General features: G+C 62.1%; 21 protein-coding genes. 10 read left to right on the top strand and 11 right to left on the bottom strand.

From position 1 onward, the window contains the following. Window positions 1-16: 16 nt before the first annotated feature. The 9 genes from HX821_RS29245 (at window position 17) to HX821_RS29205 (ending at window position 10,309) form a co-directional block, all read left to right on the top strand. Window positions 17-2,938 (top strand): TonB-dependent receptor, encoded by a 2,922-nt coding sequence (locus tag HX821_RS29245; RefSeq protein WP_177037167.1) that lies wholly within the window; start codon window positions 17-19, stop codon window positions 2,936-2,938. 169 nt (window positions 2,939-3,107) lie between these two features. Next, window positions 3,108-3,869, top strand: coding sequence for a GntR family transcriptional regulator (locus tag HX821_RS29240; protein WP_008433419.1), 762 nt, complete (start codon window positions 3,108-3,110; stop codon window positions 3,867-3,869). After that, window positions 3,866-5,596 carry a fumarate reductase/succinate dehydrogenase flavoprotein subunit gene (locus HX821_RS29235; protein ID WP_003217648.1) on the top strand — a complete coding sequence of 577 codons (1,731 nt, stop codon included), beginning with the start codon at window positions 3,866-3,868 and terminating at the stop codon, window positions 5,594-5,596. Before HX821_RS29240 ends, HX821_RS29235 begins: the two co-directional genes overlap by 4 nt. Window positions 5,597-5,636: 40 nt before the next feature. Beyond that, window positions 5,637-5,882, top strand: a complete 246-nt coding sequence (locus HX821_RS29230) for a ferredoxin family protein (RefSeq protein ID WP_003217650.1) — start codon at window positions 5,637-5,639, stop codon at window positions 5,880-5,882. A gap of 122 nt (window positions 5,883-6,004) precedes the next feature. Further along, window positions 6,005-7,411, top strand: a complete 1,407-nt coding sequence (locus tag HX821_RS29225; RefSeq protein ID WP_087692993.1) for an ABC transporter substrate-binding protein — start codon at window positions 6,005-6,007, stop codon at window positions 7,409-7,411. Window positions 7,412-7,423: 12 nt separating this feature from the next. Next, window positions 7,424-8,206 carry an ABC transporter permease gene (locus tag HX821_RS29220; protein ID WP_177037165.1) on the top strand — a complete coding sequence of 261 codons (783 nt, stop codon included), beginning with the start codon at window positions 7,424-7,426 and terminating at the stop codon, window positions 8,204-8,206. Then, window positions 8,206-9,045 carry an ABC transporter ATP-binding protein gene (locus HX821_RS29215; RefSeq protein WP_177037163.1) on the top strand — a complete coding sequence of 280 codons (840 nt, stop codon included), beginning with the start codon at window positions 8,206-8,208 and terminating at the stop codon, window positions 9,043-9,045. The genes HX821_RS29220 and HX821_RS29215 overlap by 1 nt, the downstream gene beginning before the upstream one ends. Then, the gene (locus HX821_RS29210; RefSeq protein ID WP_177037161.1) at window positions 9,042-9,995 is read left to right on the top strand and encodes a HEAT repeat domain-containing protein; all 954 of its coding nucleotides are present in this window, start codon (window positions 9,042-9,044) and stop codon (window positions 9,993-9,995) included. Before HX821_RS29215 ends, HX821_RS29210 begins: the two co-directional genes overlap by 4 nt. After that, complete coding sequence (locus HX821_RS29205) at window positions 9,992-10,309, top strand: DUF971 domain-containing protein (RefSeq protein WP_008433404.1); 318 nt, start codon at window positions 9,992-9,994, stop codon at window positions 10,307-10,309. The genes HX821_RS29210 and HX821_RS29205 overlap by 4 nt, the downstream gene beginning before the upstream one ends. On the opposite strand, the gene HX821_RS29200 is transcribed toward HX821_RS29205, so the two are convergent. Together HX821_RS29200 and HX821_RS29195 are read right to left on the bottom strand one after the other, a co-directional pair. Beyond that, complete coding sequence (locus HX821_RS29200; protein WP_008433402.1) at window positions 10,294-11,499, bottom strand: multidrug effflux MFS transporter; 1,206 nt, start codon at window positions 11,497-11,499, stop codon at window positions 10,294-10,296. The two genes, HX821_RS29205 and HX821_RS29200, sit on opposite strands and share 16 nt — an antisense overlap. Before the next feature lie 198 nt (window positions 11,500-11,697). Further along, a complete protein-coding gene (locus HX821_RS29195) occupies window positions 11,698-12,057 on the bottom strand; it encodes a helix-turn-helix domain-containing protein (RefSeq protein ID WP_177037159.1) in 360 nt (119 codons plus the stop codon). A gap of 97 nt (window positions 12,058-12,154) precedes the next feature. Here HX821_RS29195 and HX821_RS29190 point away from each other — a divergent pair, with 97 nt between their 5' ends. After that, on the top strand, window positions 12,155-12,904 hold the full coding sequence (locus tag HX821_RS29190; RefSeq protein WP_102369069.1) for an SDR family NAD(P)-dependent oxidoreductase: 750 nt from the start codon (window positions 12,155-12,157) through the stop codon (window positions 12,902-12,904). A 490-nt stretch (window positions 12,905-13,394) separates the two neighbouring features. On the opposite strand, the gene HX821_RS29185 is transcribed toward HX821_RS29190, so the two are convergent. From HX821_RS29185 to HX821_RS29145, 9 genes are all read right to left on the bottom strand, one after another. Next, entirely contained in the window at window positions 13,395-14,975 is a 1,581-nt protein-coding gene (locus tag HX821_RS29185; RefSeq protein ID WP_008433389.1) for an ABC transporter ATP-binding protein, read from the bottom strand. Between the two features lie 15 nt (window positions 14,976-14,990). Next, the gene (locus HX821_RS29180; RefSeq protein WP_177037157.1) at window positions 14,991-16,013 is read right to left on the bottom strand and encodes an ABC transporter permease; all 1,023 of its coding nucleotides are present in this window, start codon (window positions 16,011-16,013) and stop codon (window positions 14,991-14,993) included. Next, window positions 16,013-17,077 carry a microcin C ABC transporter permease YejB gene (locus HX821_RS29175; RefSeq protein WP_003217676.1) on the bottom strand — a complete coding sequence of 355 codons (1,065 nt, stop codon included), beginning with the start codon at window positions 17,075-17,077 and terminating at the stop codon, window positions 16,013-16,015. Before HX821_RS29175 ends, HX821_RS29180 begins: the two co-directional genes overlap by 1 nt. Further along, a complete protein-coding gene (locus tag HX821_RS29170; RefSeq protein WP_177037185.1) occupies window positions 17,064-18,902 on the bottom strand; it encodes an extracellular solute-binding protein in 1,839 nt (612 codons plus the stop codon). The genes HX821_RS29175 and HX821_RS29170 overlap by 14 nt, the downstream gene beginning before the upstream one ends. Window positions 18,903-19,031: 129 nt before the next feature. Next, the gene (locus tag HX821_RS29165) at window positions 19,032-21,971 is read right to left on the bottom strand and encodes a TonB-dependent receptor (RefSeq protein ID WP_177037155.1); all 2,940 of its coding nucleotides are present in this window, start codon (window positions 21,969-21,971) and stop codon (window positions 19,032-19,034) included. A gap of 191 nt (window positions 21,972-22,162) precedes the next feature. After that, window positions 22,163-23,116: a FecR domain-containing protein gene (locus HX821_RS29160; protein ID WP_003217682.1), complete on the bottom strand. Its 954-nt coding sequence runs from the start codon at window positions 23,114-23,116 to the stop codon at window positions 22,163-22,165. Next, window positions 23,113-23,625, bottom strand: coding sequence for a sigma-70 family RNA polymerase sigma factor (locus HX821_RS29155; protein WP_003217684.1), 513 nt, complete (start codon window positions 23,623-23,625; stop codon window positions 23,113-23,115). The genes HX821_RS29160 and HX821_RS29155 overlap by 4 nt, the downstream gene beginning before the upstream one ends. 181 nt (window positions 23,626-23,806) lie before the next feature. Continuing rightward, window positions 23,807-24,745, bottom strand: coding sequence for an AraC family transcriptional regulator (locus HX821_RS29150; RefSeq protein WP_087693824.1), 939 nt, complete (start codon window positions 24,743-24,745; stop codon window positions 23,807-23,809). 17 nt (window positions 24,746-24,762) lie between these two features. Continuing rightward, on the bottom strand, window positions 24,763-25,605 hold the full coding sequence (locus HX821_RS29145; RefSeq protein ID WP_003217687.1) for an oxidoreductase: 843 nt from the start codon (window positions 25,603-25,605) through the stop codon (window positions 24,763-24,765). Window positions 25,606-25,621: the final 16 nt, after the last annotated feature.

Here is a 25,621-nt window from a genome sequence, read left to right as displayed (position 1 = left end):
AACAGGGAGTTCCTCGATGTTTTTATTCAAACAACAACTACCAAGGCTGACGCTGACGGCGGCGCTGGCGATGGGAGTGTGCACGACATCGGTGATGGCCCAGGAAGTGGCCGGCCAGGTGTTCACCTTCGATATCGCTGGCGGCCCGCTTGATACGGTGCTGCTGGATATCTCCCGGCAGACCGGGGTGATGATTTCGTTCAATCAACAGTGGGTGCAGGGCAAGCGCAGTGCCGCCATCCGCGGCGATTTGGGCAGCCTGCAAGCGGTGGACAAGGCATTGCAGGGCAGTGGCCTGCAAGTAAGCGACAGCGAACAGGGACTGACGGTGCATCCAGCACCCGTGACGTCCACCAGCGTCGCACCGGCCGAGGGCAAAAGTACTGATTACCGCCTGGAAAAAGTCACGGTGACCGGCTCGGCGATTCGCCGGGTGGACGCGGAAACGGCAGTGCCGGTAACCATCCTGCGGGTCGAGCAATTGCGCGAGCAGGGTGTGAGCACCACCGAGGAGTTGATCAACCGCATTTCGGCCAACCAGTCTGCCGTTGGCTCCGGGCGTTCGGTGGGTTCCAGCAGCGGCGGTGCGGCGTATGCCGACTTGCGCGGGATTGGCGCGAACAAAACCCTGGTGCTGCTCAATGGCCGGCGCCTGAGCAACAACGCCGTCAACACCACCAACGGTTCCGGGGTGGACTTGAACACCATCCCGTTCGCCGCCATCGACCGCGTGGAAGTCCTGCGCGATGGCGCCTCGGCACTGTACGGCACCGATGCGATTGGCGGGGTGATCAACTTCATTACCAAGACCAGCCTCACCGGTGGGCAACTTTCCACCAACTACGATTCGCCCACACGCTCCGGGGGCGGCGACAGCCATAACTTCAGTGGCAGCTACGGTTTCGGCGACCTTGAAGAGGACCGCTTCAACGTGTTCGGCGTGGTCAGCTACGACAAGCAGACGCGCCTGGCGGCCAAGGACCGTGACTTCACCTACAACTACCAGCCAGGTCGCGGCCTGGATTTCACCTCCGGCACCGCCGCGCCGGCCAACTGGAGCCAGGGCAGCAACGCGACCAACCCGCTGGCCGGCTCCGGTTGCAATTCCCCCGGGCTGCTGTCACGCAATGGCATCTGCCGCCAAAGCCTGTGGAGTTACCTGGACCTGGTGCCGGAAACCGAAAAAACCTCGGCCTTTGCCAAAGCCACCGGCAAGCTGGCCGATGACCATACCGTCAGCCTCGAATACTTCTGGGCGCGCAACGAAAACCGCACGCAGATTGGCCCAGGCACCCTGATGGGGGCCCAGGTCAATCCGGGTACGCCTTTCTATCCGGGCAACGGCATCACCCCGGGGCCCACGGGTTTCGCCCTGGACCCGACACAGCCGGTAGACGTGAACTGGCGTGAAACCGATGCCGGCGCGCGCAAGCACGAAGATGACAACACCAGCCAGCGGCTGCTGCTGAGTTTCGAAGGTAATGTGGCGAACTGGGACTACAACGTCGGCGCGTCCTACAACCAGAACAAAGTGGTGCAAACCATTCTTGATGGCTATGTAAACGACCAGACCATCAGCCAGGGGATTGCCAACGGTGTGATCAACCCGTTCGGGCCGCAGAGTGAAGCGGGCAGGGCGTTGCTCGCCTCCAGCCGCGTCGATGGCGATTACGCCACTGCCGTGGGCCGAGTGAAGAGTATCGACGGGCGCGTAAGCCGTGAAATCGGTGACTGGTTCGGTGCGGGGCCGACGGGCCTGGCGCTGGGCGGTGAATATCGCAAGGAGGATTTCCACCAGGATTTCGCCCAGTTTGCCGAGACCGTGCAGAGCCTGGGCGTAGACCCCAATGGCGCGGTGCGCGGCAATCGCAGCGTGTCGGCCGAGTACGCCGAGGTCAACGTGCCGGTGCTCGAAAGCCTGGAACTGTCTGCCGCCGTGCGTCATGACAAATACAGCGACTTTGGCAGCACCACCAACCCGAAATACTCGTTCCGCTTCCAGCCGTTCAAGGAACTGGTGGTGCGCGGTGCCTACAGTGAAGGCTTCCGTGCGCCGTCGCTGTACGAGTTGTACAACCCGACCTACACCAGCTACACCGTGGCCAACTACAACGACCCGCGCCTGTGCCCGGGCGGCACCCCGGTCAATGGCGGGATCGGCAACCGCGACTGCGCCCAGCAGTTCCGCCGGCAAAGCGGGGGCAACGGCAGCTTGAGCCCGGAAACCGCACGTAACGTGACCTTTGGTTTCGTGTTCCAACCGATCGAGCGCCTCAGTGCCGGCCTGGATTTCTGGTGGATCACCATCGCCAACCAGATTGCCGAGTTTCCTGAGTCGTCGGTATTCGACGACCCGGATGCCTACGGCGACCGCTTGATTCGCAAGGCGGATGGCTCCATCGATCACATCGTTACCGGCCTTGCCAACCTGGGTAAGACCAAGACCAACGGCGTGGATGTGAGTTTCGACTACCGCTTCCCGAGCACCGCCATCGGTGACTTCGGCATCGGCCTGCAAGGCACCTACGTCAACGAATACAAATACCAGCAGGAGCTCAAGGGCGACTACATCGACAAACTCGGTGATTTCCGTGGCGGCGAGTTCTCCACCGCGGGCGCCGTTGCGCGTTGGCGCCACAGCCTGACCGGCACCTGGGCCCGCGGACCGCTGGGCGTCAGCCTGACCAACCGCTACACCAGTGGCTATCACGACTCGGACCCCGACACCCACGACTCCGTAGGCTCCTACAACGTCTGGGACCTGGCGGGTACCTACAACTGGAGCAAGTCCCTGGCCGTCACGCTGGGCGCGAAAAACCTGTTTGACCGCGCGCCGCCGTTCAGCAACCAGACCTATGCGTTCCAGAGCGGGTACGACCCGAAATACGCCGACCCGTTTGGCCGCATCCTGTATACCCGAGTCAGCTATAACTTCTGATTGTTCATCAGGTCCAGACACTGCTCTATAAAACAGGCGGATCCACTGCACCCATCCCGTAGGTGCAGCGGGATTCGCCGGTCCATAACCTTATTCCAAAACGGTATTTCCAGGCTTTTCATAAGACTCCTTATGATCACGTCATAACTCGTTATGACAAGTGGCCCTGATGAACGAATCAACCGTCGCCTTATCCCCTCTGTCCAGCGTTCCGCTGCATGCCCAACTGCGGGACCTGCTGCGCAGCCGCATCCTTGATGGTGAGTACGCGCCGAACACCCAGATGCCTTCCGAGAGCGAACTGGGCACGCGCTTCAAAGTCAGCCGCATCACCGTGCGCCAGGCCCTGGGTGATCTGCAAAAGGAAGGCCTGATCTACAAGATCCACGGCAAAGGCACCTTTGTTTCCAAACCCAAGGCTTATCAGAACGTCAGCACCCTGCAGGGGTTGGGCGAGTCCATGACCGAGCGCGGCTATGAAGTGATCAACCGCCTGCGCAGCTACCGCTTCGTGCCCGCCGACAAGCTGGTGGCCGAGCGCCTGGGCGTGGAGGAGGGCAGCACTGTCGCGCAGATCAAGCGGGTACGGCTGATCAACCGCGAGCCGGTGTCGCTGGAAATCACCTACCTCAGCCAGGCCCTGGGCGAACGCCTGGAAAACGCCGACCTGGTGACCCGCGACATCTTCCTGATCCTGGAGAACGACTGCGGCTTGCAACTGGGTCACGCCGACGTGGCAATAGACGCGGTACTCGCCGACAGCGAGCTGACCCAGGCGCTGAACGTCGAGGCCGGCTCGCCGATCATGCGCATCGAACGCCTGACCCACACCGCAGACGGTCAGCCCGTGGACTTCGAACACCTGTATTACCGTGGCGACGCGTTTCAGTATCGCCTGCGCATCGACCGTCAGCGAGGTAGCCGCCCGTGAGCCGCCAAACCCTGGAACTGGAATACGACATCGTGGTGATCGGCGGCGGCACAGCCGGCCCCATGGCGGCGATCAAGGCCAAGGAGGCCAACCGCGATCTGCGCGTATTGCTGATCGACAAGGCCAACGTCAAGCGCAGCGGCGCCATCAGCATGGGCATGGACGGCCTCAACAACGCGATCATACCCGGCCACTCCACGCCGGAGCAGTACACCAAGGAAATCACGATTGCCAACGACGGCATCGTCAATCAGGCGGCGGTGTACGCCTACGCGACCCACAGTTTTGAAACCATCGAGCAGTTGGACCGCTGGGGCGTGAAGTTCGAGAAGGACGAAACCGGCGATTACGCGGTGAAAAAAGTCCATCACATGGGCGCCTACGTGTTGCCGATGCCTGAAGGGCACGACATCAAGAAGGTGCTGTATCGCCAGCTCAAGCGCGCCCGGGTCAGCATCACCAACCGCCTGGTGTGCACCCGCTTGCTGACCGACAGCGAAGGCGCGGTGAATGGAGTGATGGGTTTTGACTGCCGCACTGCGGACTTCCAGGTGATCAAGGCCAAGGCGGTGATCCTCTGCTGCGGCGCGGCCGGCCGCCTGGGCTTGCCGTCCTCGGGTTACCTGATGGGCACCTATGAAAACCCGACCAATGCCGGCGACGGCTACGCCATGGCCTACCACGCCGGAGCCGAACTGGCGAACCTGGAGTGCTTCCAGATCAACCCGCTGATCAAGGATTACAACGGCCCGGCGTGCGCTTACGTCACCGGCCCCTTGGGCGGCTACACCGCCAACAACAAGGGTGAACGCTTCATCGAGTGCGACTACTGGAGCGGGCAGATGATGTGGGAGTTCCACCAGGAACTGGAAAGCGGCAACGGCCCGGTGTTCCTCAAGCTCGATCACCTGGCGGAGGAAACCATCCAGAACATCGAGCAGATCCTGCACAGCAACGAGCGCCCCAGCCGTGGCCAGTTCCACGCCAACCGGGGCACCGACTACCGCAGCCAGATGGTCGAGATGCATATCTCCGAGATCGGCTTTTGCAGCGGGCATTCGGCGTCGGGCGTGTGGGTCAACGAGCGCGCGGAAACCTCGGTCAAGGGCCTGTATTCAGCGGGCGACATGGCGGCGGTGCCACATAACTACATGCTCGGCGCGTTCACCTATGGCTGGTTTGCCGGCACTAACGCGGCAAGCTTTGTGGCCGGGCGCGAATTCAGCGCGGTGGATGCCCGGCAGGTGGCCGCCGAGCAGGCGCGGGTCTATGCGCCACTGGACCGCGAAACCGGTCTGCCGCCGGCCCAGGTCGAGTACAAGCTGCGGCGCTTCGTCAACGATTACCTGCAGCCGCCCAAGGTCACCCGCAAGATGGAAATCGGCTTGCAACGCTTCGCCGATATCGAGCGCGACCTGGACCAGATGAAGGCGCACAACCCCCATGAATTGATGCGCGCCATGGAAACCAGCGTGATCCGCGACTGCGCCGAAATGGCTGCCCGCGCCTCGCTCTACCGCGCCGAAAGCCGCTGGGGCCTGTACCACTACCGGGTCGATCACCCGCAACGCAACGACGCCGACTGGTTCTGCCATTGCCACCTGAAAAAGGGCGAGGACGGGCAGATGGTCAGCTTCAAGAAACCCGTCGAGCCCTATGTGATCCCGCTGGATGCCGAAGAGATGCAGGCTTACGACCGCCTGCGCGTAGGGGCTGACGCCGCCTGAATGTGCCCCCCCAAGCTCGCTCACCACAGGACACCGTGAAATGGCCTATCAGCCCCAGGAAATATTCTTTCGCTCAAACGCCCCGGTAACGGTGGACGAGGACAAGTGCATCGCCGAAAAAGGCTGCACGGTCTGCGTCGACGTGTGCCCGATGGACCTGTTGGCGATCAACCCGGCAACGCAGAAGGCGTATATGGCGTTCGATGAATGCTGGTACTGCATGCCCTGTGAAAAAGATTGCCCCACCGGCGCAGTCAAGGTCGAGATTCCGTACCTGTTGCGCTGAGACCTGCCGCAAACGCCATCCGCCAACCCCGGACGCAGCCCTAGCCACACCCCCTCGTTTCCCACCGCGCCAGACCGTGGCGGAGACGATTCCTTCAACCATGATTCGAGGGGAACTACCCAATGTTATTGCGCGCAACCCTGGCCGGCCTGGTGCTGGCTTGCTTGAGCCTGTCGGCCCAGGCACAAACGATCCGGGTGGCCATCGGCACCCAGGACACCACCATCAACTGTGCCGCGGGCGGCTTGCTGATCCGCGAACTGGGGCTGCTGGACAAATACCTGCCGCACGACGGCAAGTACAAGGACGCGACCTACGACGTGCAGTGGAAAAACTTCACCAGTGGCGCGCCGCTGACCAATGAAATGGTCGCCGGCAAACTGGACTTTGGCGCAATGGCCGACTTCCCCGGTGCCTTCAACGGCGTAGCGTTCGAGGCGGCGGGCAAGCACAGCCTGTTCATCAGCGTGTTGTCGGGCAACATCAAGGGCAGCGGCAACGGCATTGTGGTGCCGGTCGCTTCCAGCGCCCAGTCCCTGGCGGACCTCAAAGGCAAGACGATTTCCGTGCCGTTCGCCTCCACGGCCCATGGCATGTTGCTGCGTGCTGTCGCGGCCCAGGGCTGGGACCCGCTCAAGGACGTCAACATTATTGCCCAGGCGCCCGAAGTGGCAGGCTCGGCGTTGCAGGCCAACAAGATCGACGCCCATGCCGACTTTGTGCCGTTCGGCGAACTGTTCCCCAACCGTGGTTTCGCCCGCAAGATCTACGACGGCTCGCAATCCAACACCCCGACGTTCCACGGCGCGCTGGTGGACGAAAGTTATGCCAAACAGTACCCGGAAGTGGTCGTCGCCTACCTGCGCGCGAGTATCGAGGCCAATCAGTTGCTGGCCGCAGAGCCGGAAAAGTACAGCGAGCTGATCGAAAAAGTCACCGGCGTCGAAGCCGAGGTCAACTACCTGTTCCATGGCCCGCTGGGCGTGCAGACCCGTGACTTGAGCTGGAAGCCCGAATACCGCCAGGCCGTGGGCACCGCGATCGACACCCTCAAGCTGCTGAAAAAGGCCGACCGTGGCCTGGACCTCAATACCTTTATCGATGACCAGTACATCCGTGCCGCGTTCAAGGCCTCGGGCCTGGACTATGCGGCGCAATTGGGCAACTACGCCCAGGCGCCGCTGAAGGCCAACGACGCCCTGAGCGGCGCGCCGATCACTGACTGGAAGCACGTCGCGCAAATCTGGGTCAAGGGTGAGCCCAAGGTGCGCGATTACGCGTCGGCCGAGGCGGCGTTCACCGCGCTGGACAGCCTGAACAAACAAGGCAAGGCGGTGCGCGCCGTGTATGCCCAGGCCGAAGACAGCGGCATCAAGCTACTGGCGAGCCAGGCCTGGTTTGCCACCAACCAGCACGGCCAACTCAGTGCATTCCTGCTCAAGGGCCAGGCGCAGCAATTTGCCCAGGCCCAGGGCGGCAAGGTGTTCAATTTCACCGACGCCGGCGCGCAGGCCGTTGCCGGTCGCTGAGGGGGCGTGTTCATGACAAGCACCCCATGGCGCTGGCTGCCCAAGGCCGCTTCCTTGCTGTTGTGCCTGCTGTTCTGGCAGTTGGCGGCCAGCCAGCACTGGAACCTGTGGCTGGTGACGTTTGCCAATGTGCCCACGCCGGGCTCCGTGCTGCAGGCGGCCCTGGGGCTGGCGGACTCGGGCAAGCTTGTGCGGCACTTGAGCGCAAGCCTGACCCGGGTGTTCGAGGGCTACCTGGCGGCCGCGCTGGTGGGGATCGGCCTGGGCATCGCGATTGGCCGCTGGAAGTGGGCGGAAGACCTGCTGTTGCCGCCGCTGGAGGTGATCCGGCCGATCCCGGCGGTGGCCTGGATTCCGCTGGCGATCCTGATGTTCCCGTCGTCGGAGCTGTCGATGATCTTTATCACCTTCACCGGCGCGCTGTTTCCGGTGCTGCTCAATACGGTGCATGGCGTGGAAGGCGTCGATCCTCGGCTGATCGCCTCGGCGCGCAGCCTGGGGGCAGGGCGCCGGGCGATCCTGCTGGAGGTGATTTTGCCGGGCGCCGCGCCGAGCATCGTCACCGGCCTGGCGATTGGCATGGGCACTTCGTGGTTCTGCCTGGTGACAGCGGAAATGATCTCCGGTCAGTACGGCATCGGCTATTACACCTGGGAGTCCTACACCATCCAGAACTATGCCGACATTGTCGTTGGCATGCTGTTGATCGGCGTGCTGGGCATGGGCAGCAGCCTGTTGGTCAAGCGTCTCGGCGCACTGTTCACTCCCTGGCATCGACCACGAGGTAAAGCCTGATGAGTCATCTTGAAGGCCGTGTCGACATACGCGGCTTGTCCATTGTATTGGGCGAACAGCAGCAGGCATTCGAGGCGGTGAAAGCCCTGGATTGCAGGATCGAGCCGGGGCAGTTCGTGTGCATCCTCGGCCCGTCCGGGTGTGGCAAGTCAACCTTGCTCGGCGCGCTGGCCGGGCATCTCACGCCAAGCCAGGGCACGCTGGAAATGGATGGCCGGCCGGTTGCCGGGCCGTCCCAGCAACGGGGCATGGTGTTTCAGCAACACACACTGTTCCCTTGGCGTACGGTGCGCGAAAACGTTGCCTTCGGCCTGAAGATGCGCGGCGTAGGCAAGGCCGAGCGCCTGGCCGCCGCCGATGAGATCCTTCACCTGGTGGGCCTGGAAGGTTTTGCCGAGCGCTGGCCCAACCAGCTGTCGGGTGGCATGCAGCAGCGGGTGGAAATTGCCCGGGTATTGATCAATCGTCCCGGCCTGCTGTTGATGGATGAACCGTTCGGCGCGCTGGATGCCCTGACCCGCATGAAGATGCAGGCCTTGCTGCTGGACATCTGGACGCGCATCCGCACCACCGTGGTGTTTGTTACCCATGACATCGACGAAGCGCTGTTCCTGGCCGACCGCATCCTGGTGATGAGCCCGCGCCCCGGGCGCATCATCGAGGATTTCCAGCTGACTTTCCCAAGGCCGCGCAGCACCGAACTGATGACCACGCCGGAATTTACCCACCTCAAGCGCCATTGCCTGGAGCTGCTGCACCACGAAGATGGTCGCCAGTTACCACGGCTGAACCCGCTCGGGCTACCCAACGATCACCCAAGACCGCGATTTGCCATATGACCTATGAAACCGAAAACCCCGACATCCAAGCCCTGCGCCCGCGGCTGCAAGCGCCGGATGCCGGCATGCGCCGGATCGCCCTGATTGACTTGGCTGACCTGGAAGACCCCGACGGCCTGGTGTGGCTGGTGGACAGCCTGCGCCACGACCCGGCCACCGACGTGCGCGCCCAGGCTGCCAGCCTGCTGGAGGCGTGGGAAGAAGACGCAGTGGTCGAGGCGCTGTGCCAGGCGCTGACCGACACTGAAGCGTCGGTACGTGATGCCGCCGCCCAGAGCTTGAGCGTACTCAAGTCGACGCAGGCGGGCCGGCTGTTATTGCCATGGGCCACCCACGCCGACGCGAGCGTGCGCACGGCAATCTTCCGTGCCCTGCGCGAGTTGCGCCTTGAAGCGGCGGCGCCGTCGGCAATGCTGGCTCTGAGCGATACCGATGCGGGGGTGCGCCGCGAAGCGGTCGGTGTGCTCGGCTGGCTCAAGCACCTGCCGGCATTGGAGGCCCTGGCGAGGTTGGCCAGCAGCGATCCGGACACCGAGGTCCGGCGTGCCGCCACCGGCGCCCTCGGCCTGGCCAGTGATGAGCGGGTACTGCCGGCGCTGTATGAAGCATTGCAGGACGCCACCTGGCAAGTACGGGAAGAGGCCGCGACCACCTTGGGCAAAGTCGGTAGCACCCGCGCGGGCGACGCCTTGATCACGGCGCTGGCCGATGACTACTGGCAAGTCCGCCTGCGCGCTACCCGCAGCCTTGGGCGCCTGCGGTATGCACCGGCGTTGCCGGCGCTGCTCCTGACGTTGGGCCACAGCATCAGCAACCTGCGCAAGGAAGCCGCCCTGGCGCTGGGCGAGTTGGGCGACCGACAGGCCCTTGGCCCGCTGCGTGACGCGGCCGACGATGGCGACCCGGAAGTACGCAAGGCGGTGCGCATTGCCCTGGCACAACTGCAATGAACAGTGCACCGAACGGCATTGGCCGCGATGATGATGGGCGCTTGAGGCTGGAATGGCGCGACGGCGTGCAATGGATCGACCACGCTCGCCTGCGCCGTGAATGCCCGTGCTCGCAGTGCCGGGCCTTTCGGTTGAGAGGCATGCCGCCGCTGGTGTCGGACCGTGTCCGGGTGCTGGAGGTCCATCCCCAGGGGTATGGCGTGCAGTTGATTTTCAGCGATGGGCACCAGCGGGGGATTTACCCGTGGGCTTATTTGGCAGCAATGGGGCTCCAGACCGGGGCGCCAATCTCCGCTGGTCAGGTGCGCGACTGAGGTTGCAGGTGTGCCGGCAGGCGGCGCAGCGTCCACCACACCGTCAGCATCGCTGCCACGGCGCTGAGGGCGATGCCGATCAACATCGGCGCCGGTGTGTGGTCTGCGAACAGGCCGGCCAGGGACATGGCTACGGCGGCGGTGATCATCTGGATCGCGCCCAACAGCGCCGAGGCCGAACCGGCCACGGCACCGTGATCTTCCAGGGACAACACGCCGGCCGCCGGCAACAGCAAGCCGAGAAAGCCAAAGCCAATAAACAGCAGTGCCATCATTAACGGCAGGCTGTTGCCCCACAGTGTGGTAAGTGCCAGCAAGGTCATGACCGTTGCCACGCCCGCCACCGACCAGCGAATCAACGGCGCGAGGCCGAAGCGTGCACTCAAGCGCGCGGTCAACTGGCTCAGGGCAAAAAACGACGCCGCGTTGAGGGCAAAGCACAGGCTGAATTGCGTTGGCGTGAGCCCGTAGTACTCGATGTAAACGAATGGCGCGCTGCCGATGAACACGAAGAACGTCGCCAGGCCAAAACCGCCCACTACCGACAACCCGGTAAACACCGGATCACGCAGCAATGCGCCGTAGCTGCCGAACGCATTGCCCAGGGTCTTGCCCAGGCGGCGTTCGGCGGGGTGGGTTTCCGGCAATTGCACGGCGGTCATGATCAGGCACAGCACTGCGGCCACACCCAGTACCCAAAACACTTCGCGCCAGCTCCACACGGCAATGATCACGCTGCCGGCCAGCGGTGCGAGAATCGGTGAAATGCTCACCACCAGCATCAGCAACGCCATCAGGCGCGCGGCTTCATGGCCGGTGTACAAGTCACGCACAATCGCCCGCGGAATCACCATCCCGGCGCAGGCGCCAAAGGCCTGCAACGCCCGGAAGCCGATCAGCACCTCGATGGAGGGGGCGAGGGCGCAACCAATGCTGGCCACGATGAAAATCGCCAGGCCGGCATAGATCGGCGGCTTGCGCCCGAACACATCGCTGATCGGGCCGTAGAACAGCTGGCACACACCGATGATCATGAAGAACACCGTCAGGCTCATCTGCACCGCGGCAGGCGAGGCATGCAGGCTGGCGCCGAGTGTCGGCAACGCCGGCAGGTAGCTGTCGATGGCAAACGGGCCGACGGCGGTGATCAACCCCAGCAGCAGGGCGAGGTGGGCGATACTTCGAGACATGGTGGTTCCGGGCGGCGGTAAAAAAGAGGGGCCAGCTTAGTGATCGCCCTCGGCGCATACAAGCCGGTGTTTACAGACTCGCTACATAGTCACCAGCGGCAGGGTGTCGTGAATAGGCAATGGATACGGGAGATAGACGTAAAGTATTGATTTAACTCAACTAAATATCCATTTAGTCGAGTTGGATATTTCGCGAATTTAAGGCTGGGCGAGGGCGGTCGCTCGGCGCTCACTGATGCGTTCAACCGCCAGCATATGGTCGGTGCCCCATTGGCAAAGCGGCCCCAATGCCTGGGCCAGCGAGCGTCCGAAGGGAGTCAGGGAGTATTCGACCTTTGGCGGTATCTTCTTGTAGTCGATGCGCGCGATGATTTCATCGCGTTCCAGCTCCTTCAATTGCTGGATCAGCACCTTGTCCGTCACGCCGCCAACGGCGCGCCGCAGTTCGCCATAACGGTGAATTTCATGGGCCAAGTGATACAGGACCAACGGTTTCCATTTCCCGCCAATCACCGCCAGGGCGGCGTCGAGCCCGCAGTTAAAGGTGCTGTTTGACATGTTTTGCCCTCAGGCTGGGTACTTACCAAAAGGTGCATACTATTCAAAATAATAGCGCAGATCTACGCTTGGGCCTCAACATTTGAAGGAAACACTCATGAACAGGCTCAACGGGAAAATCGCCATCGTCACCGGTGGCAACAGCGGGATCGGCTTGGCCAGCGCCATACGCTTTGCGGCCGAAGGTGCACAGGTCGTTATCGTGGGACGCCGCCAGGATGAACTGGACAAAGCCTTGGTCCTGATCGGGCATGACGCGATCGCGATCCAGGGCGACATTTCAAACCTGCGTGATCTTGAGCGGGTATTCGCACAGATCAAGGCTGACAAAGGTCGTGTTGATGTGTTGTTCGCCAATGCGGGCCTTGGGGATCTGGAGCCCATTGGTGCGATCACGGAGGAATCGTTTGATCGCACCTTTGGCGTGAACGTGAAAGGCACGTTGTTCACCGTACAGAACGCGTTGCCATTGATGAGCGCCGGTGGCTCGATTGTGCTGACAGGTTCGACGACGGCCTCGATGGGCACCGCAGCGTTCAGCGTCTACAGCGCGTCGAAAGGCGCACTGCGAAACTTCGCAAGAAGCTGGGCGCTGGATCTGCAAGGCACAGGTATTCGCGTGAACGTGCTTTCACCTGGGCCGACAACGACACCAGGTTTGGACAGAGCGCTATCAGGTACCGGCCAGAAGGATGCGATTGTCGATTCGATGGTTACGCGTGTACCGCTGGGTCGTATGGGGCAGCCAGATGAAGTGGCGAATGCGGCATTGTTCCTGGCATCGGATGAGAGCAGCTTCATGACGGGCAGCGAGATGTTCGTGGATGGCGGTTTCGCTCAGGTGTGATCCAGGCTCATCGACCAAATCGAGACAGGCTGGGTTTGGTCGATGAGGAGCGTGGTGCACTGGTTGAAATCTGGCTGGCACTGACCCTGATAACGGATCATATGATTGCGCATAATGTATATTATGTTAAATGACGTATAGCGCCCGGGATTTGCTTGAGCAGGAAATGCGCTCGAGTGGCTAACGCACCTTGCCCTTTCAGATCAAACCGACCGGCCATGTACTTGGGGACAGTCAGTGCCAGCGCGACGACAGCCAACACCAGCGGTAAAAGCGAAACCCACAGCACTGTATTCCAGCCATAAGCCGACAGCAGCCCACCCGACGAAAAAGACCCGACCGCCATTACGCCGAACACTCGGATCTGGCCTACTACGTCATTTATCGGCCTGAGTGCGCCAGCCTGCCCAAACTGACGACGTTCCGGGACTGGTTGTTGGCAGAAGCACTGCAGACGGTAAAGCGTGAGATCAGCACCCACTAGGCTGTACTACTCGCGATTCCTCAACGACGACGCTACCAGCAAATCCCGCGTATAGGCATGCTCCGGCGCGTCGAACAATTGCTCGGTACTCCCCGCCTCCACGACCACGCCATCCTTCACCACGATCAAGTCGTGAGCCAACGCCCTTACCACCGCCAGGTCGTGGCTGATAAACAAGTAGGTCAGCCCATGCTCCTCCTGCAACCTGCGCAGCAAGCTCACCACCTGCTTTTGCACGGTGCGGTCGAGGGCTGAGGTGGGTTCGTCGAGCAATATCAAATCCGGCTTGATCACCAGTGCGCGGGCGATCGCGATGCGTTGGCGCTGGCCGCCGGAGAATTCGTGGGGGAAGCGATGGCGCGTATCGGGGTCGAGTCCGACGTCGCGCAACACGGCAATCACTTGAGCTTCGCGCGCGCAAGCATTGAGGTCCGTGTGTACGCGCAGGCCTTCTTCGATGATTTGCTGCACGCTCATGCGCGGACTGAGGCTGCCGAACGGGTCTTGAAACACCACCTGTAGTTTGCGCCGCCACGGACGCAGGGCCTTGCCTTTGAGTGCGTCGAGGGCCTGGCCCTGGAAGCGAATGCTGCCTTGGGCGTCGATCAACCGCAGGATCGCCTGGCCTAGGGTGGATTTGCCCGAGCCGGATTCGCCAACAATGCCCAAGGTTTTGCCACGTTGCAGGCGCAGGTCGATGCCGTCCACCGCCTTGATCGGCGGTTTGCGCCGCAGCAGGCCGCCTTGCGGGAACCAGACCTTGAGGTTGTCCACCTCCAGCAGGTTGTCCGCCGTTTCACGCACCACCGCCCTGCCCTCTGGCTCGGCTTCGAGCAACTGCCGGCTGTAGGCGTGCTGCGGCGCGGCAAACAGTGCCTGGCAGTCGGCCTGTTCGACGATCTGGCCGGCGCGCATCACCGCCACGCGCTGGGCGATGCTGCGCACCACGTTGAGGTCGTGGCTGATCAACAGCAGCGCCATGCCCAGGCGTTGCTGCAGGTCTTTTAGCAGCGCAAGAATGCGTCGCTGCACGGTCACGTCCAGGGCCGTGGTGGGCTCGTCGGCGATCAACAGCAGCGGTTCGCAAGCCAGGGCCATGGCGATCATCACCCGCTGGCGCTGCCCGCCGGAGAGCTGATGCGGGTACGCCGCAAGGCGCTGGCGCGGCTGTTGGATGCCCACCAGTTCGAGCAACTCCAACACGCGCTCACGCGCCGCCGCACCGCCCAGGCCTTTGTGCAGCAGCAGGGTTTCGGACAGCTGCCGTTCGACGCTGTACAGCGGGTTGAGCGAGGTCATCGGCTCCTGAAAGATCATCGCGATGCGATCGCCGCGAATCTGCCTTAAACGCTCCGGCCGCGCGCCGAGCAGCTCTTCGCCCTGGTAGCGAATACTGCCCTGGGTACGCGTGGTGTGGGGCGGCAGCAATTGCAGGATCGAGTGGGCGGTCACCGATTTGCCGGAGCCCGACTCGCCCACCAGCGCCAGGCACTCGCCCGGGTGAATATCCAGGTCGATGCCACGCACCGCTTTGTGCCCGTCGAACGCCACTTTCAGGTTACGAATTTCAATCAACGCGTCAGTCACGGCACAGCTCGCTTATCAGGATCGGGGGTCGAAGGCGTCGCGGCAGGCTTCGCCGATAAACACCAACAGGGACAGGATCAACGCCAACGTAAAAAACGCGGTCAGCGCCAGCCACGGGGCTTGCAGGTTGTTTTTTCCCTGGCCGATCAACTCACCCAGGGACGCACTGCCCGTGGGCATGCCGAAGCCAAGAAAATCCAGGGCGGTGAGGGTCGAAATGGCCCCGGTCAAAATGAACGGCAAGTAGGTCAAGGTGGCAGTCAGCGCGTTGGGCAGAATGTGCCGCAACATCACCTGAACATCGCCCACACCCAGGGCCCGCGCGGCCTTCACGTACTCCAGGTTGCGCCCGCGCAGGAACTCGGCGCGCACCACATCCACCAGGGTCAGCCAGGAAAATAGCGCCATGATCCCCAGCAGCCACCAGAAACCCGGTTCGACAAACCCGGACAAGATGATCAGCAAGTACAGGACCGGTAGCCCCGACCAGATCTCGATCAGGCGCTGCCCCAACAGGTCGACCCAGCCGGCGTAATAGCCTTGCAGCGCGCCGGCGGCGACCCCGATCAAAGTGCTGACCACGGTCAGTGCCAAGGCAAATAACAGCGATACCCGGGTGCCGAAAATCACCCGCGCCAATACATCCCGGGCTTGATCATCGGTGCCCAGCCAGTTGCTCGCGCTGGGCGCCGCCGGCGAAGGGGTCGTGAGGTCGTAGTTGACCGTGTCGTAGCTGAACGGAATGGGCGCAAACAGCATCCAGCCGCCCTGCCCTTCAATCAGTTCATGCACGTAAGGGTCACGGTAATCCGGCTGAAACGGCAACGTGCCGCCGAAATCCTGCTCGGTGTAGCGCTCGAAGGCCGGGAAATACAGTGAGCCCTGGTACGCCACCACCAGTGGCTTGTCGTTGGCCAGCAGTTCGGCACCCAGACATACGGCGAACAGCGCCAGGAACATCCACAGCGACCACCAGCCGCGGCGATTGCGCTTGAAGTGCAGCCAGCGGCGACGGGTGATCGGTGTAAAAACCGGCATCAATGCGACCTCGCGGAAAAATCCAGCCGGGGGTCCAGCAGGCGGTAGCACAGGTCGCCCAGCAACTTGATGACCAACCCGACCAGGGTAAAGATAAACAGCGTGCCGAAGACCACGGGATAGTCCCGTGCCACTGCCGCTTCGTAGCTCAGGCGACCGAGGCCGTCGAGGGAGAAAATCACTTCAATCAGCAACGAGCCGCCGAACAACATCGCGGTGAGCGCCTGGGGCAGGCCAACCACGATCAGCAGCATGGCGTTGCGAAACACGTGTTTGTACAGCACCTGTTTTTCGCTGAAACCCTTGGCCCGCGCGGTCACTACGTACTGGCGGCTGATCTCGTCGAGGAAGCTGTTTTTGGTGAGGATGGTCAGTGTGGCAAAGCCGCCAATCACCAGCGCCGATACCGGCAAGACAAGGTGCCAGAAGTAGTCCACGACCTTGCCCGCCCATGACAGGCTGGCAAAGTTCTCCGAGACCAGGCCGCGCACCGGAAACCAGTTCAACAGGCTACCGCCGCCGAATACCACGATCAGCAGCAAGGCGAACAGGAACGCCGGCATGGCGTGGCCGATAATGACCGCCGCACTGCTCCACACATCGAAGCGGCTGCCATGGCGCACGGCCTTGCGAATGCCCAGCGGGATCGACACCAGGTAACTGATCAGCGTGGCCCAGAAGCCCAGGGACAAAGTCACCGGCAGTTTTTGCAGGATCAGGTCGGTGACCTTGGCGCCGCGAAAGAAGCTATCGCCAAAATCCAGCCGCGCGTAGCTGCTGAGCATCAACCACAGCCGCGCGCCAAGGGGCTTGTCGAAGCCGTATTGGCGCTCGATATCGGCCACCAGCGCGGGGTCCAGGCCACGAGTTGTGCGCGATTCAGTGCTGCCGGTTTCCACCCGTGTGCCGGCCACCGACGCTTGGCTGCCGATGCCTTGCAAGCGCGCGATGGCTTGCTCAACCGGGCCACCCGGGGCGGCTTGCACGATAAAAAAGTTGACCAGCAGGATGCACACCAGCGTTGGTACGATCAGCAATAAACGGCGCGCGCTATAGGCCAGCATGTTGGGAAGCCTCAGTCAGTTGACGCATCTGTGCGGTGGTCAGCGGTGTCGGGCTCACTTCCCACCAGGTGTCGATGCCCACGTCATTGAGCGGCGCTGTGCGGGGCCGACCAAAACGGTTCCACCACAGCGAGGACGAGCCCGGCGGGTAATAGTTGGGAATCCAGTAGAAGCCCCACTGCAATACGCGGTCGAGGGCATGGGCGTAGCGCACCATGGTCGGGCGGTCGTTGGCGCGGACAAGGCCATCGATCAAGGCGTCCACCGCCGGGTTGCGCAGTGCCATGTAATTGTTGGAGCCAGGGTCATCGGCACTCTCGGAACCGAAGTAGTTGGTCAGCTCGCGGCCCGGCGATGGGCTGACCGGGTAGCCGTTGACGATCATGTCGTAGTCCCGTGCGCGCACGCGGTTGGCGTATTGGGCTGAGTCGATCATGCGGATCGTGAAGCCGATGCCGATCTGCGCCAGGTTGCGTTTGTAGGGCAGCAGCAAACGCTCGAAGCCTTTCTGGGCATTCAGGAAGGTGAACTGCAACGGCGTGCCCTCGGCGTTAACCAACTGGTCGCCGCGCGGGGTCCAGCCCGCCTCGGCCAGTAACTTCAGCGCTTGCGCCTGCTGCGGCCGAATGCGCCCGCTGCCATCGGTGCGCGGCGGCTGGTAGACCTGGGTGATCACCTCCTCCGGCACTTGCCCGCGCCAGGGTTCCAGAATGGCCAGTTCCTGGGCATCCGGCAGCTGGGTGGCCGCCAATGCGCTGCGGGAAAAGAAGCTGCGCTGGCGCAGGTACAGACTGTGCATCATCTGCCGGTTGCTCCAGTCGAAATCCCACAACAGGCTCAGCGCCTCACGCACGCGGCGGTCCTGGAACTGCGGTTTTTGCAGGTTGAACACAAAACCCTGGGTGCCCTGCACGGCATTCGGTGCCAGTTGTTCACGTTGCAGACGACCGTCGCGCAAGGCCTCGCCGTCGTAGCCCACCGAATAACTGGTGGCGGAAAATTCGCGATTGAAGTCGTAACCCTGGGCTTGCAGGATCTGGCGCGACACGTCGCCGTCGGCAAAAAATTCAAGCCGCAGGGTGTCGAAGTTGTACTGCCCCTGCGTCACCGGCAGGTCTCGCCCCCACCAGTCCTTGACCCGTTCGAAGGTGACACTGCGGCCGTTGTCCACGCTGCTGATACGGTACGGGCCGCTGCCCACCGGCGGTTCAAAGCCGCCGCCGTTGGCGAAATTGCGCCCCTGCCACCAATGTTCCGGCAGCACCGGCAGTGAAGCGAGGTCCAGGGGCAAGGTGCGATTGTCGGCGCTTTTGAAGGTGAACCGCACTTGGGTCGGCGATTCCACCAGCACCTGGTCCACATCGGCAAAGCTTTGGCGATACGCCAGGCTGCCTTCGGTGGTGAACAGCTTGAAGGTGTAGGCCACGTCCTGCGCGGTGATGGGCGTGCCATCGGCAAACCGCGCCTTGGGATTGAGGTAGAAACGCAGCCATGAATGGTCATCTGCCAGCTCCATGCCTTGCGCGACCAACCCGTACACGGTGTACGGCTCATCCTGCGAACGGTACGCCAACGGGCTGTAGAGCCAACCCTGGATCTGGGTGATGCCGGTGCCTTTGTCGACATACGGGATCAGGTGATCAAACGCCCCGCCTTCCATGGACGAACGACGAAAACTGCCGCCCTTGGGCGCGTTCGGGTTGACGTAATCCAGGTGTTTGAAGTTGGCCGGGTACTTGGGCGCTTCGCCGTATACCGTCAAAGCGTGCGTCGGTTGAGCGAGCAGTGACGGCGCCCAAAGCCCCGTCAGCAGCGCCCACACCATGAAGCGAAACAGGCTCACAAACTCAACTCCTTTTCCAAAAACACTGAAGGCTCACTTATGCAGGGTTGTGCGTCGACGCCAGGGTTTTTATAGAGCACCGGTTAGACCGTTAGCGCATGTGCTTATGCGCTACTTGCCGAAGTGGTAACTCACGTCCAGCCAGACCTGGCGGCCATAGGGGTCGTAGTTGCCGCTGGGGTAATACGGCCAGCCGGCGGAGTCATCGTGCTTAACCTGATTGAGCAGGTTGTTGACGGTCAGGCCGACACTCGCCTGCTCGTTCACCTGGTAACGGGCGCTGGCGTTGAAGGTGGTCCACGGCGACAGGCGCCCATCTCCGGCGCCATTGGTCACGCTGCCGTAGCGAATGCCGGTCAGCGTGGTGGTGAGGTGCTGGTAGTCCCAGGTCAGGCTCGCGTTGACCTTGCTGCGCCAGTCGTGGTTGTCGGTGCTGGAGCGCAGGTTCTGAGTTTGCGCATCGTCCGATTCCTTGAGGTAGTGGGACAGCACCAGGCTGTAGCCAATCGCCGAACTGAGCGCGCCGTACTGGCCTGCGCCCCAGCGAATATTACTCTTGAGGTCCAGGCCGCTGACCCGCTCGCTGGCGGCGTTGATCGCATTGACCTGCACCCGTTGCAGCACGTTCGGGTCCACTGCCGCCGTGCTGGCATTGCGCTGGATGCGTGCCAGGACGTCGGCGCAAGTGGTCGCATCAAGCTGGCCGTTGCGGCACTGGTTTTCCTGTTGCAGCAAGCGGTTGATGTCGACGGTGGTCAACAGGTCCTTGATTTCGACGCGCCAGAAGTCGGCAGAGAAATCAAACTGATGCGAGGGCGACCAGACAAAGCCGTACGTCCAGGACTTGCCACGCTCGGAGGCGAGGTCCGAATTACCGGTCTGGGTGTAATCCACGCGGCCTCGGTCACACGCCCCTTCTACGCCCTTGCTGCAACCGTAATAGTCGATCTGGTCAGGCGTGTAGCCATTGGTCGCGGCCTGGTAGAGGTAGTTGAGGTCCGGTGCGCGAAAGCTGGTGCCGTAGCTGCCACGAAACAGCAGGCTGGTCACCGGGCGCCATTCCAGGCCCAGGTTGTAGGTTTTTTGTTGCTCGGTGCGGCCACTGAATTTGTATTGGTCCCAGCGCCCGGCCGCCGAGGCGAGCAAGGTGTCGGTAACGGGAATGCTCAGCTCGCCACCCGCGGCGTAGCGGTCACGCGAACCGCCTGAATTGGAGGCCGGCGTGGTGTTGTAAAACGTGCCGTCATTGAGTTGGTCGTCGACATCGACGCTGTAGGATTGCCGCCCCACTTCGGTCACACCGGCAAAGCCCACCGGCCCGGCGGGCAGCTCGAACAGGTCGCCGTTGATGTTGGCGCTGAAGGTTTGGGAAACCGATTTACTCTTCTGCACCAGGTTGCCGCGAAACTGATCCCACTGCTCCGGAGTCAGCGGCTGGTCCAGCCGCGAAGGGTCTGGCGCGAAGACCGGGTGCCCGTCCTGCGTGCCCAGTTGCGGCCCGAGGTAGTAATCGCGGATGCCGCTCAAAGGCGTGTAGCGGGTGGTGCGGTCGCTGGTGTACTCGGAGCGGTTCGCCGCAATCTGATAACCCCAATCACTGTTGGTGAACTTGTCTTCCAGGCCCAGGGTGCCGGTCCAGGACACTTCGCGCCATTTGCTGTTGTTGCTGGTCTTGCCACCGATTTCCTCGCTGGAAAAGTTGCGTGACCAGCGCTCCAGGTTACCGGTGTTGCGGTTGATAAAGTCCGGCGAGGTGAAGCTTGGGCCGCGCGTGTTGTTCTGCGTGTGATCAAAGCCAAACATCAAGTCGGCGAACACTTTGCCGGTGTCGCTGAAGTGCCAGGTGCCGCGCGTGTAGCCGTCATAGTTTTCCTTTTGCGCCTGCAAGGTCCAGTAGTCGTTGTAGTACTGGTTGGTGGTGCAGCGGGTGCTGCTGCCACCGAGCTTGCCGTTGTAGATACCGCCGTAGGCACCGCAGCCGGGGCCGAGGTAGGCGCCGCTGTCGAGGTTACGGCGGTAGCCCACATCCTTGGCCGGGCCGTCGCTCATAAAGCCGCGCTGGTTGGCCCAGATCGGTTGGCGCTGGGTCAGCTCCAGGCCGAATACCCCGTCAAAATCGCCCCAGGTGTCGCCGCCGCTGATCTGCAGGCGCTGGTTGTCGCCGCCGCCACGCTCGGCGGCGCCACCACGCAGATTGACGTCCACGCCGCTGATTTTGTCTTTGAGGATGATGTTCACCACCCCGGCAATCGCGTCGGAGCCATACACCGCCGAGGCGCCGCTGCTGAGGATCTCGATACGCTCGATCATCACCGCCGGGATGTTCGCCAGGTTGGTGAAGTTGACCGCGCCGTCGTACGCCGTGGGGTAGTCGGCCACGCGCCTGCCGTTGATCAGCACCAGTGTGTGGTTCGGCCCCAGCCCTCGCAGGTTGAGGGCACTGGCGGCCGGTTGGAAGGTGTTGCCGTAGTCTTCGCCCTGGGTCATGCCGGTGTTCTGGGTTTGCGAAGCGATGGCGTCGTAGACGTTTTTGTAGCCCCTGCGGGTGACTTCGTCAGCGGTGATGACCGTGACCGGCGACGGCCCTTCAACCTGGGCACGGGCAATGCGTGACCCCGTGACCACGACCTTTTCCAACGCTACATCGCCCGGGACTTTCGCCGCCGTGGGCGCCGCCTTGACCGCCGCGGCAGGTGGCTTGGCCGCCCGGCGCAGGGTCCAACCGCCGTCGCCACTGGGCACGGCGTCGAGGGCTGCACCGCGCAGTGCCTGTCGCAGCGCTTGCTCGGTGGTGAAGGTGCCCCGCACCGGCGCGCTGGTCAGGCCTTGCACAAGGTCTTGCTGGAAGGAAATGGTCTGCCCGCTGCTGCGCGACAGGGTCAACAGCGCTTGGTCGAGGGGGCCGCTGGCGATATCAAAATCAAAAGTCTGGGCGGTCGATATCGCAGACAGCGGCTGTGCCAGCACCGCCGTGCCATGTCCCGCCAAAGTCAGGCCAATCGTCAGAGACAGTGCCGCCAGAGATGCGCGACTGAGAGGTTTGAGTTGCATGGTTGAGGTTCCCATCATTGATATGCCGTTGATGGGTTGAACAACAGATCGGGGTTTTTTATAGGCAGCCGTTAGGCTAAAAAAGCATGGGTTTATAACGGCCCGAAACAACACTGCCAGGCAGATACACCCTGGCCTGTATTGGGTTGTGCAACAGTGACGGGGGTTTTATAGGGCTGGGAAAATTATTTTTATCGGCGCTCGATACTGACCCAATAAGGGCTGTGATAATCGATCTGCACCGGCAAGGATTTGGCCAGCAATTGCAGGGCGCCCTGGCTGTCGTCCAGCGGGAAAATCCCGCTCAGCCTCAGGCTCGCCGCCTCGGGGCTGACGCGGATGATGCCGCGCCGGTAGTCACGCAGGGCTTGCACCACTTCACCCAATGAGCGGTCACGCACTTCCAGCAAGCCTTGGGTCCACGAGGCCTCGCCGCCGCTGGCGGTTTCCAGGTCGAGGATGCCGTGGGCATTGAACGTGGCTTTCTGGCCGGCACTGATCACCTGCACAGCGCCGTCGCGCGTGGTGATTTCCACTTGGGAATGCAGCATCGTGATTTGGGTTCGATCCTCGCCCTGCTGTACCAGAAACCGCGTACCCAACGCGCGCATGCGGCCGTGTTCGGTCTCGACGATAAACGGTCTGAGACTGTCCTTGAAAACGTCCACCAGCAACTTGCCGTCGAGCAACTGCAACAGCCGTTGCCGAGCATCGAAATGCGTCAGCACCTTGCTGCGCGCATCCAGGGTCAATGCACTGCCATCCTCCAGCGTGAGGTTCAGGCGCTCGCCCGTACCGGTGCGCAAAGCGCCCAACGGCAACCAGCTGTCGGACAGCCGCGTGATCAGACTTCCAAACGATACAACGCCAACCAACGCCAGGGTATTGCGCAAGAAGCGCCGCCGGCCCGACGGTGCGTTGAGGGTGTGCAACAGGCTGTCACGGGGCATGCGGCGCAGTTCGTCATTGTTCAGCACGGCCGGGACGCCGCCCATCATGTTGAAGATTTCGGCACGCCGTGGGTCGCCCTCACTCCAGCGACGGAACGCCTGGTGCTCCTGAGCGCTGGCGTGCCCGGATTGCAGCAACGCCATCCACTGCGCCGCCTCGTCGATGATCGCCTCATCCGGCGCGCTGTGGCTCATGGCTGTGTCATCGCCAGGTAGCAGCGCTTGAACGCATCGGCCATGTACTGCTGAACCCGGCTGACCGAGACCTGCAGGCGCTCGGCGATCTGCGCATAGGTCAAACCGTCCAGCTGGTGATACAAAAACGCCGCCTTGGCCTTGGCCGACAAACCGTCGAGCAAGCGGTCGACTTCCAGCAGCGTCTCGATCAACAGCAAACGCTCCTCGGGCGACGGGTGCACCATCATCGGCGCCTGGGCCAATGCTTCCAGGTAGGCACGTTCCAGGTCCTGGCGACGCCAGCCCTCATACATCAGGCGCCGCGCGATGGTGGTCAGCAACGCCCGCGGCTCGCGGATTTGCGAAGGGTCGGGCAATGCCAGTACCCGCAGGAAGGTCTCCGATGCAATGTCCTGAGCCCCATGGGCGCAACCCATCGCCCGGCTTACCCGCGTGCAAAGCCAACTGTAGTCACTTTTGAACATCTGCCCAATCAGACCGAAATGTGGGTTCTGATTCACACCCATTGCATGCTCCATGCGAATAAAGGCCATTCAGCCTGGCGGTTGATGAGCAATGGAAAGCCATCGCTGGAGGCGGACTTTGCATGAGGGGAGCATAGGTTAGGAAAGAATAAAAAATAACAGCAGCCTGTCAAATTGGCATATGCAGAAAAATCAGATACGGGCCAGCGCCCTGGCTGTCAGGTCAGTGCGAAGACACATAGACAGAAGGCTGTACCGGCGCTGGCAGCGAATAGGTTGCTTTCATCCATTCGACTTCAGCATGGGGTGTGCGGCCGAAGTAGCGCTTGAACTCTCGGCTGAACTGCGATGCGCTTTCATAGCCCACGTTAAAAGCCGCAGATGAGGCCGACATGTCGTCGCGGAGCATCAACAACCTTGCCTGGTGCAGACGAGTCGATTTCAGGTACTGCATGGGTGAGGAGTCGGTGACTGTTCGAAAGTGCAGATGAAAGCTGGGTACGCTCATACTTGCCTCCTGGGCCAGGCACTCGACGTCCAGCCGCTCCTGGTAACAGCTGTGTATCTTGCGAATGGCGCGGGTCACCTTTGCGAAATGGCCTTGCTTGCCAAGGGCCGCCCGCATGGACCCTCCTTGTTCACCTGCGATGATCCGGTAGTAAATCTCGCGCACCAGCGAGGGGCCGAGGATCGGCCCGTCGACCGGATGGCTCATCGCTTCGAGAAAGCGCAGTGTGGACTCGCGCAACATCTCGTCCATCGGCGAGGAATACATGCCTTTGGGACGTTCGTGGGTCGGACCGGATTTTTCGTCAATTTCCAGGATCAGTTCGCCAGCGAGTTTGAAATCCAGGCGCATGTATACCGCCAGCATCGGTTCCTCTTCGCTGGCGTCGGTTTCCATGGTGAAAGGCACTGGCACAGACACCACCAGGTAGTGCTGGGCGTCGTAAAGGTAGACCTCGTCGCCCAGATAGCCGAGCTTGCGCCCCTGGCACAGGATGACGATGCCAGGCTCGTAGAGCACTGGCGTGCGGGTCAGCGGGCGATTGGAGCGCAGGAAGCGTATGTCTTCCAGTGCGCTCAGGTTGTAGCCCTCCAGGGGGGCCAACTGCTCCATCAGTTGGACCATGCGCCGGGTTCGCGCGGCAAAATGATTCATAGGCCCCTCTTGCGGTTTCACGAAGCGTGACCATCCGTAGAGCGTGTCAGTGCTTCCCATTGGTCGATGTCACGCAGGGATTGCGTCAGCTTTTCGCGCACAAAGCCTATCGCATCGCTGCCGAGCAGCAGGTGGGCCGGTGGGTTGTCGCTGGCGATCAACTGCAGCATGGCTTGCGCGGCTTTTTGCGGGTCTCCCAGTTGGTGGCCGCTTTTCGCTTCGCGCGCCTGGCGTACCGGATCAAAGCTGGCATCGTAGTCGGCAATGCTGCGGGGCGTACGCTGCATCGAGCGGCCGGCCCAATCGGTGCGAAATGAGCCTGGCGCCACAGCGGTGACAAAAATGTTGAATGGCTTGAGTTCTTTGCTCAGGGTGTCGGAGATGCCTTCCAGCGCGAACTTGCTGGCGCAGTAGTAGGCGATACCCGGCATCGTGATGGTGCCGCCCATGGACGTGATGTTGATGATGTGCCCGCTGCGGCGCTGGCGGAAGTACGGCACAAACGCCTTGGTCACGGCAACGGCGCCGAACACGTTGACGTCGAACTGACGACGCATTTCTTCCAGCGGCGACTCTTCGAAAATGCCCTCATGGCCGTAACCTGCGTTGTTCACCAGGACATCCACCGGGCCGTAGCGGGTCTCGATCTCGGCAACGACGCTGTCGATCCGCTCAAAGTCGGTGACATCCAGGATCACGCCATGAGCACGCTCCGCTGATAATGCCTCGAACGTTTGCAGCGCGGCTTCGTTGCGAACGGTACCAATGACACGGTGGCCTGCAGCCAGTGCCTCGGTCGCGAGGGCCTTGCCAAAGCCGCTGCTGATGCCGGTGATGAACAGGGTTTTGCGAGTGCTCATGGAAATTCCTCTCGGT

Origin of the sequence: Pseudomonas sp. B6001, assembly GCF_013386015.1 — a bacterium.
Classification (GTDB): domain Bacteria; phylum Pseudomonadota; class Gammaproteobacteria; order Pseudomonadales; family Pseudomonadaceae; genus Aquipseudomonas.
The sequence above is the reverse complement of the archived record's forward strand: the minus strand, read 5'-3'. Positions and strand labels throughout refer to the sequence as shown.

Coding starts and splice junctions, on each gene's coding strand:
- HX821_RS29245 (WP_177037167.1), top strand. CDS start 17: ATGTTTTTATTCAAACAACAACTACCAAGGCTGACGCTGACGGCGGCG.
- HX821_RS29240 (WP_008433419.1), top strand. CDS start 3,108: ATGAACGAATCAACCGTCGCCTTATCCCCTCTGTCCAGCGTTCCGCTG.
- HX821_RS29230 (WP_003217650.1), top strand. CDS start 5,637: ATGGCCTATCAGCCCCAGGAAATATTCTTTCGCTCAAACGCCCCGGTA.
- HX821_RS29225 (WP_087692993.1), top strand. CDS start 6,005: ATGTTATTGCGCGCAACCCTGGCCGGCCTGGTGCTGGCTTGCTTGAGC.
- HX821_RS29220 (WP_177037165.1), top strand. CDS start 7,424: ATGACAAGCACCCCATGGCGCTGGCTGCCCAAGGCCGCTTCCTTGCTG.
- HX821_RS29215 (WP_177037163.1), top strand. CDS start 8,206: ATGAGTCATCTTGAAGGCCGTGTCGACATACGCGGCTTGTCCATTGTA.
- HX821_RS29210 (WP_177037161.1), top strand. CDS start 9,042: ATGACCTATGAAACCGAAAACCCCGACATCCAAGCCCTGCGCCCGCGG.
- HX821_RS29205 (WP_008433404.1), top strand. CDS start 9,992: ATGAACAGTGCACCGAACGGCATTGGCCGCGATGATGATGGGCGCTTG.
- HX821_RS29200 (WP_008433402.1), bottom strand. CDS start 11,499: ATGTCTCGAAGTATCGCCCACCTCGCCCTGCTGCTGGGGTTGATCACC.
- HX821_RS29195 (WP_177037159.1), bottom strand. CDS start 12,057: ATGTCAAACAGCACCTTTAACTGCGGGCTCGACGCCGCCCTGGCGGTG.
- HX821_RS29190 (WP_102369069.1), top strand. CDS start 12,155: ATGAACAGGCTCAACGGGAAAATCGCCATCGTCACCGGTGGCAACAGC.
- HX821_RS29180 (WP_177037157.1), bottom strand. CDS start 16,013: ATGCCGGTTTTTACACCGATCACCCGTCGCCGCTGGCTGCACTTCAAG.
- HX821_RS29175 (WP_003217676.1), bottom strand. CDS start 17,077: ATGCTGGCCTATAGCGCGCGCCGTTTATTGCTGATCGTACCAACGCTG.
- HX821_RS29170 (WP_177037185.1), bottom strand. CDS start 18,902: ATGGTGTGGGCGCTGCTGACGGGGCTTTGGGCGCCGTCACTGCTCGCT.
- HX821_RS29165 (WP_177037155.1), bottom strand. CDS start 21,971: ATGCAACTCAAACCTCTCAGTCGCGCATCTCTGGCGGCACTGTCTCTG.
- HX821_RS29160 (WP_003217682.1), bottom strand. CDS start 23,116: ATGAGCCACAGCGCGCCGGATGAGGCGATCATCGACGAGGCGGCGCAG.
- HX821_RS29155 (WP_003217684.1), bottom strand. CDS start 23,625: ATGGGTGTGAATCAGAACCCACATTTCGGTCTGATTGGGCAGATGTTC.
- HX821_RS29150 (WP_087693824.1), bottom strand. CDS start 24,745: ATGAATCATTTTGCCGCGCGAACCCGGCGCATGGTCCAACTGATGGAG.
- HX821_RS29145 (WP_003217687.1), bottom strand. CDS start 25,605: ATGAGCACTCGCAAAACCCTGTTCATCACCGGCATCAGCAGCGGCTTT.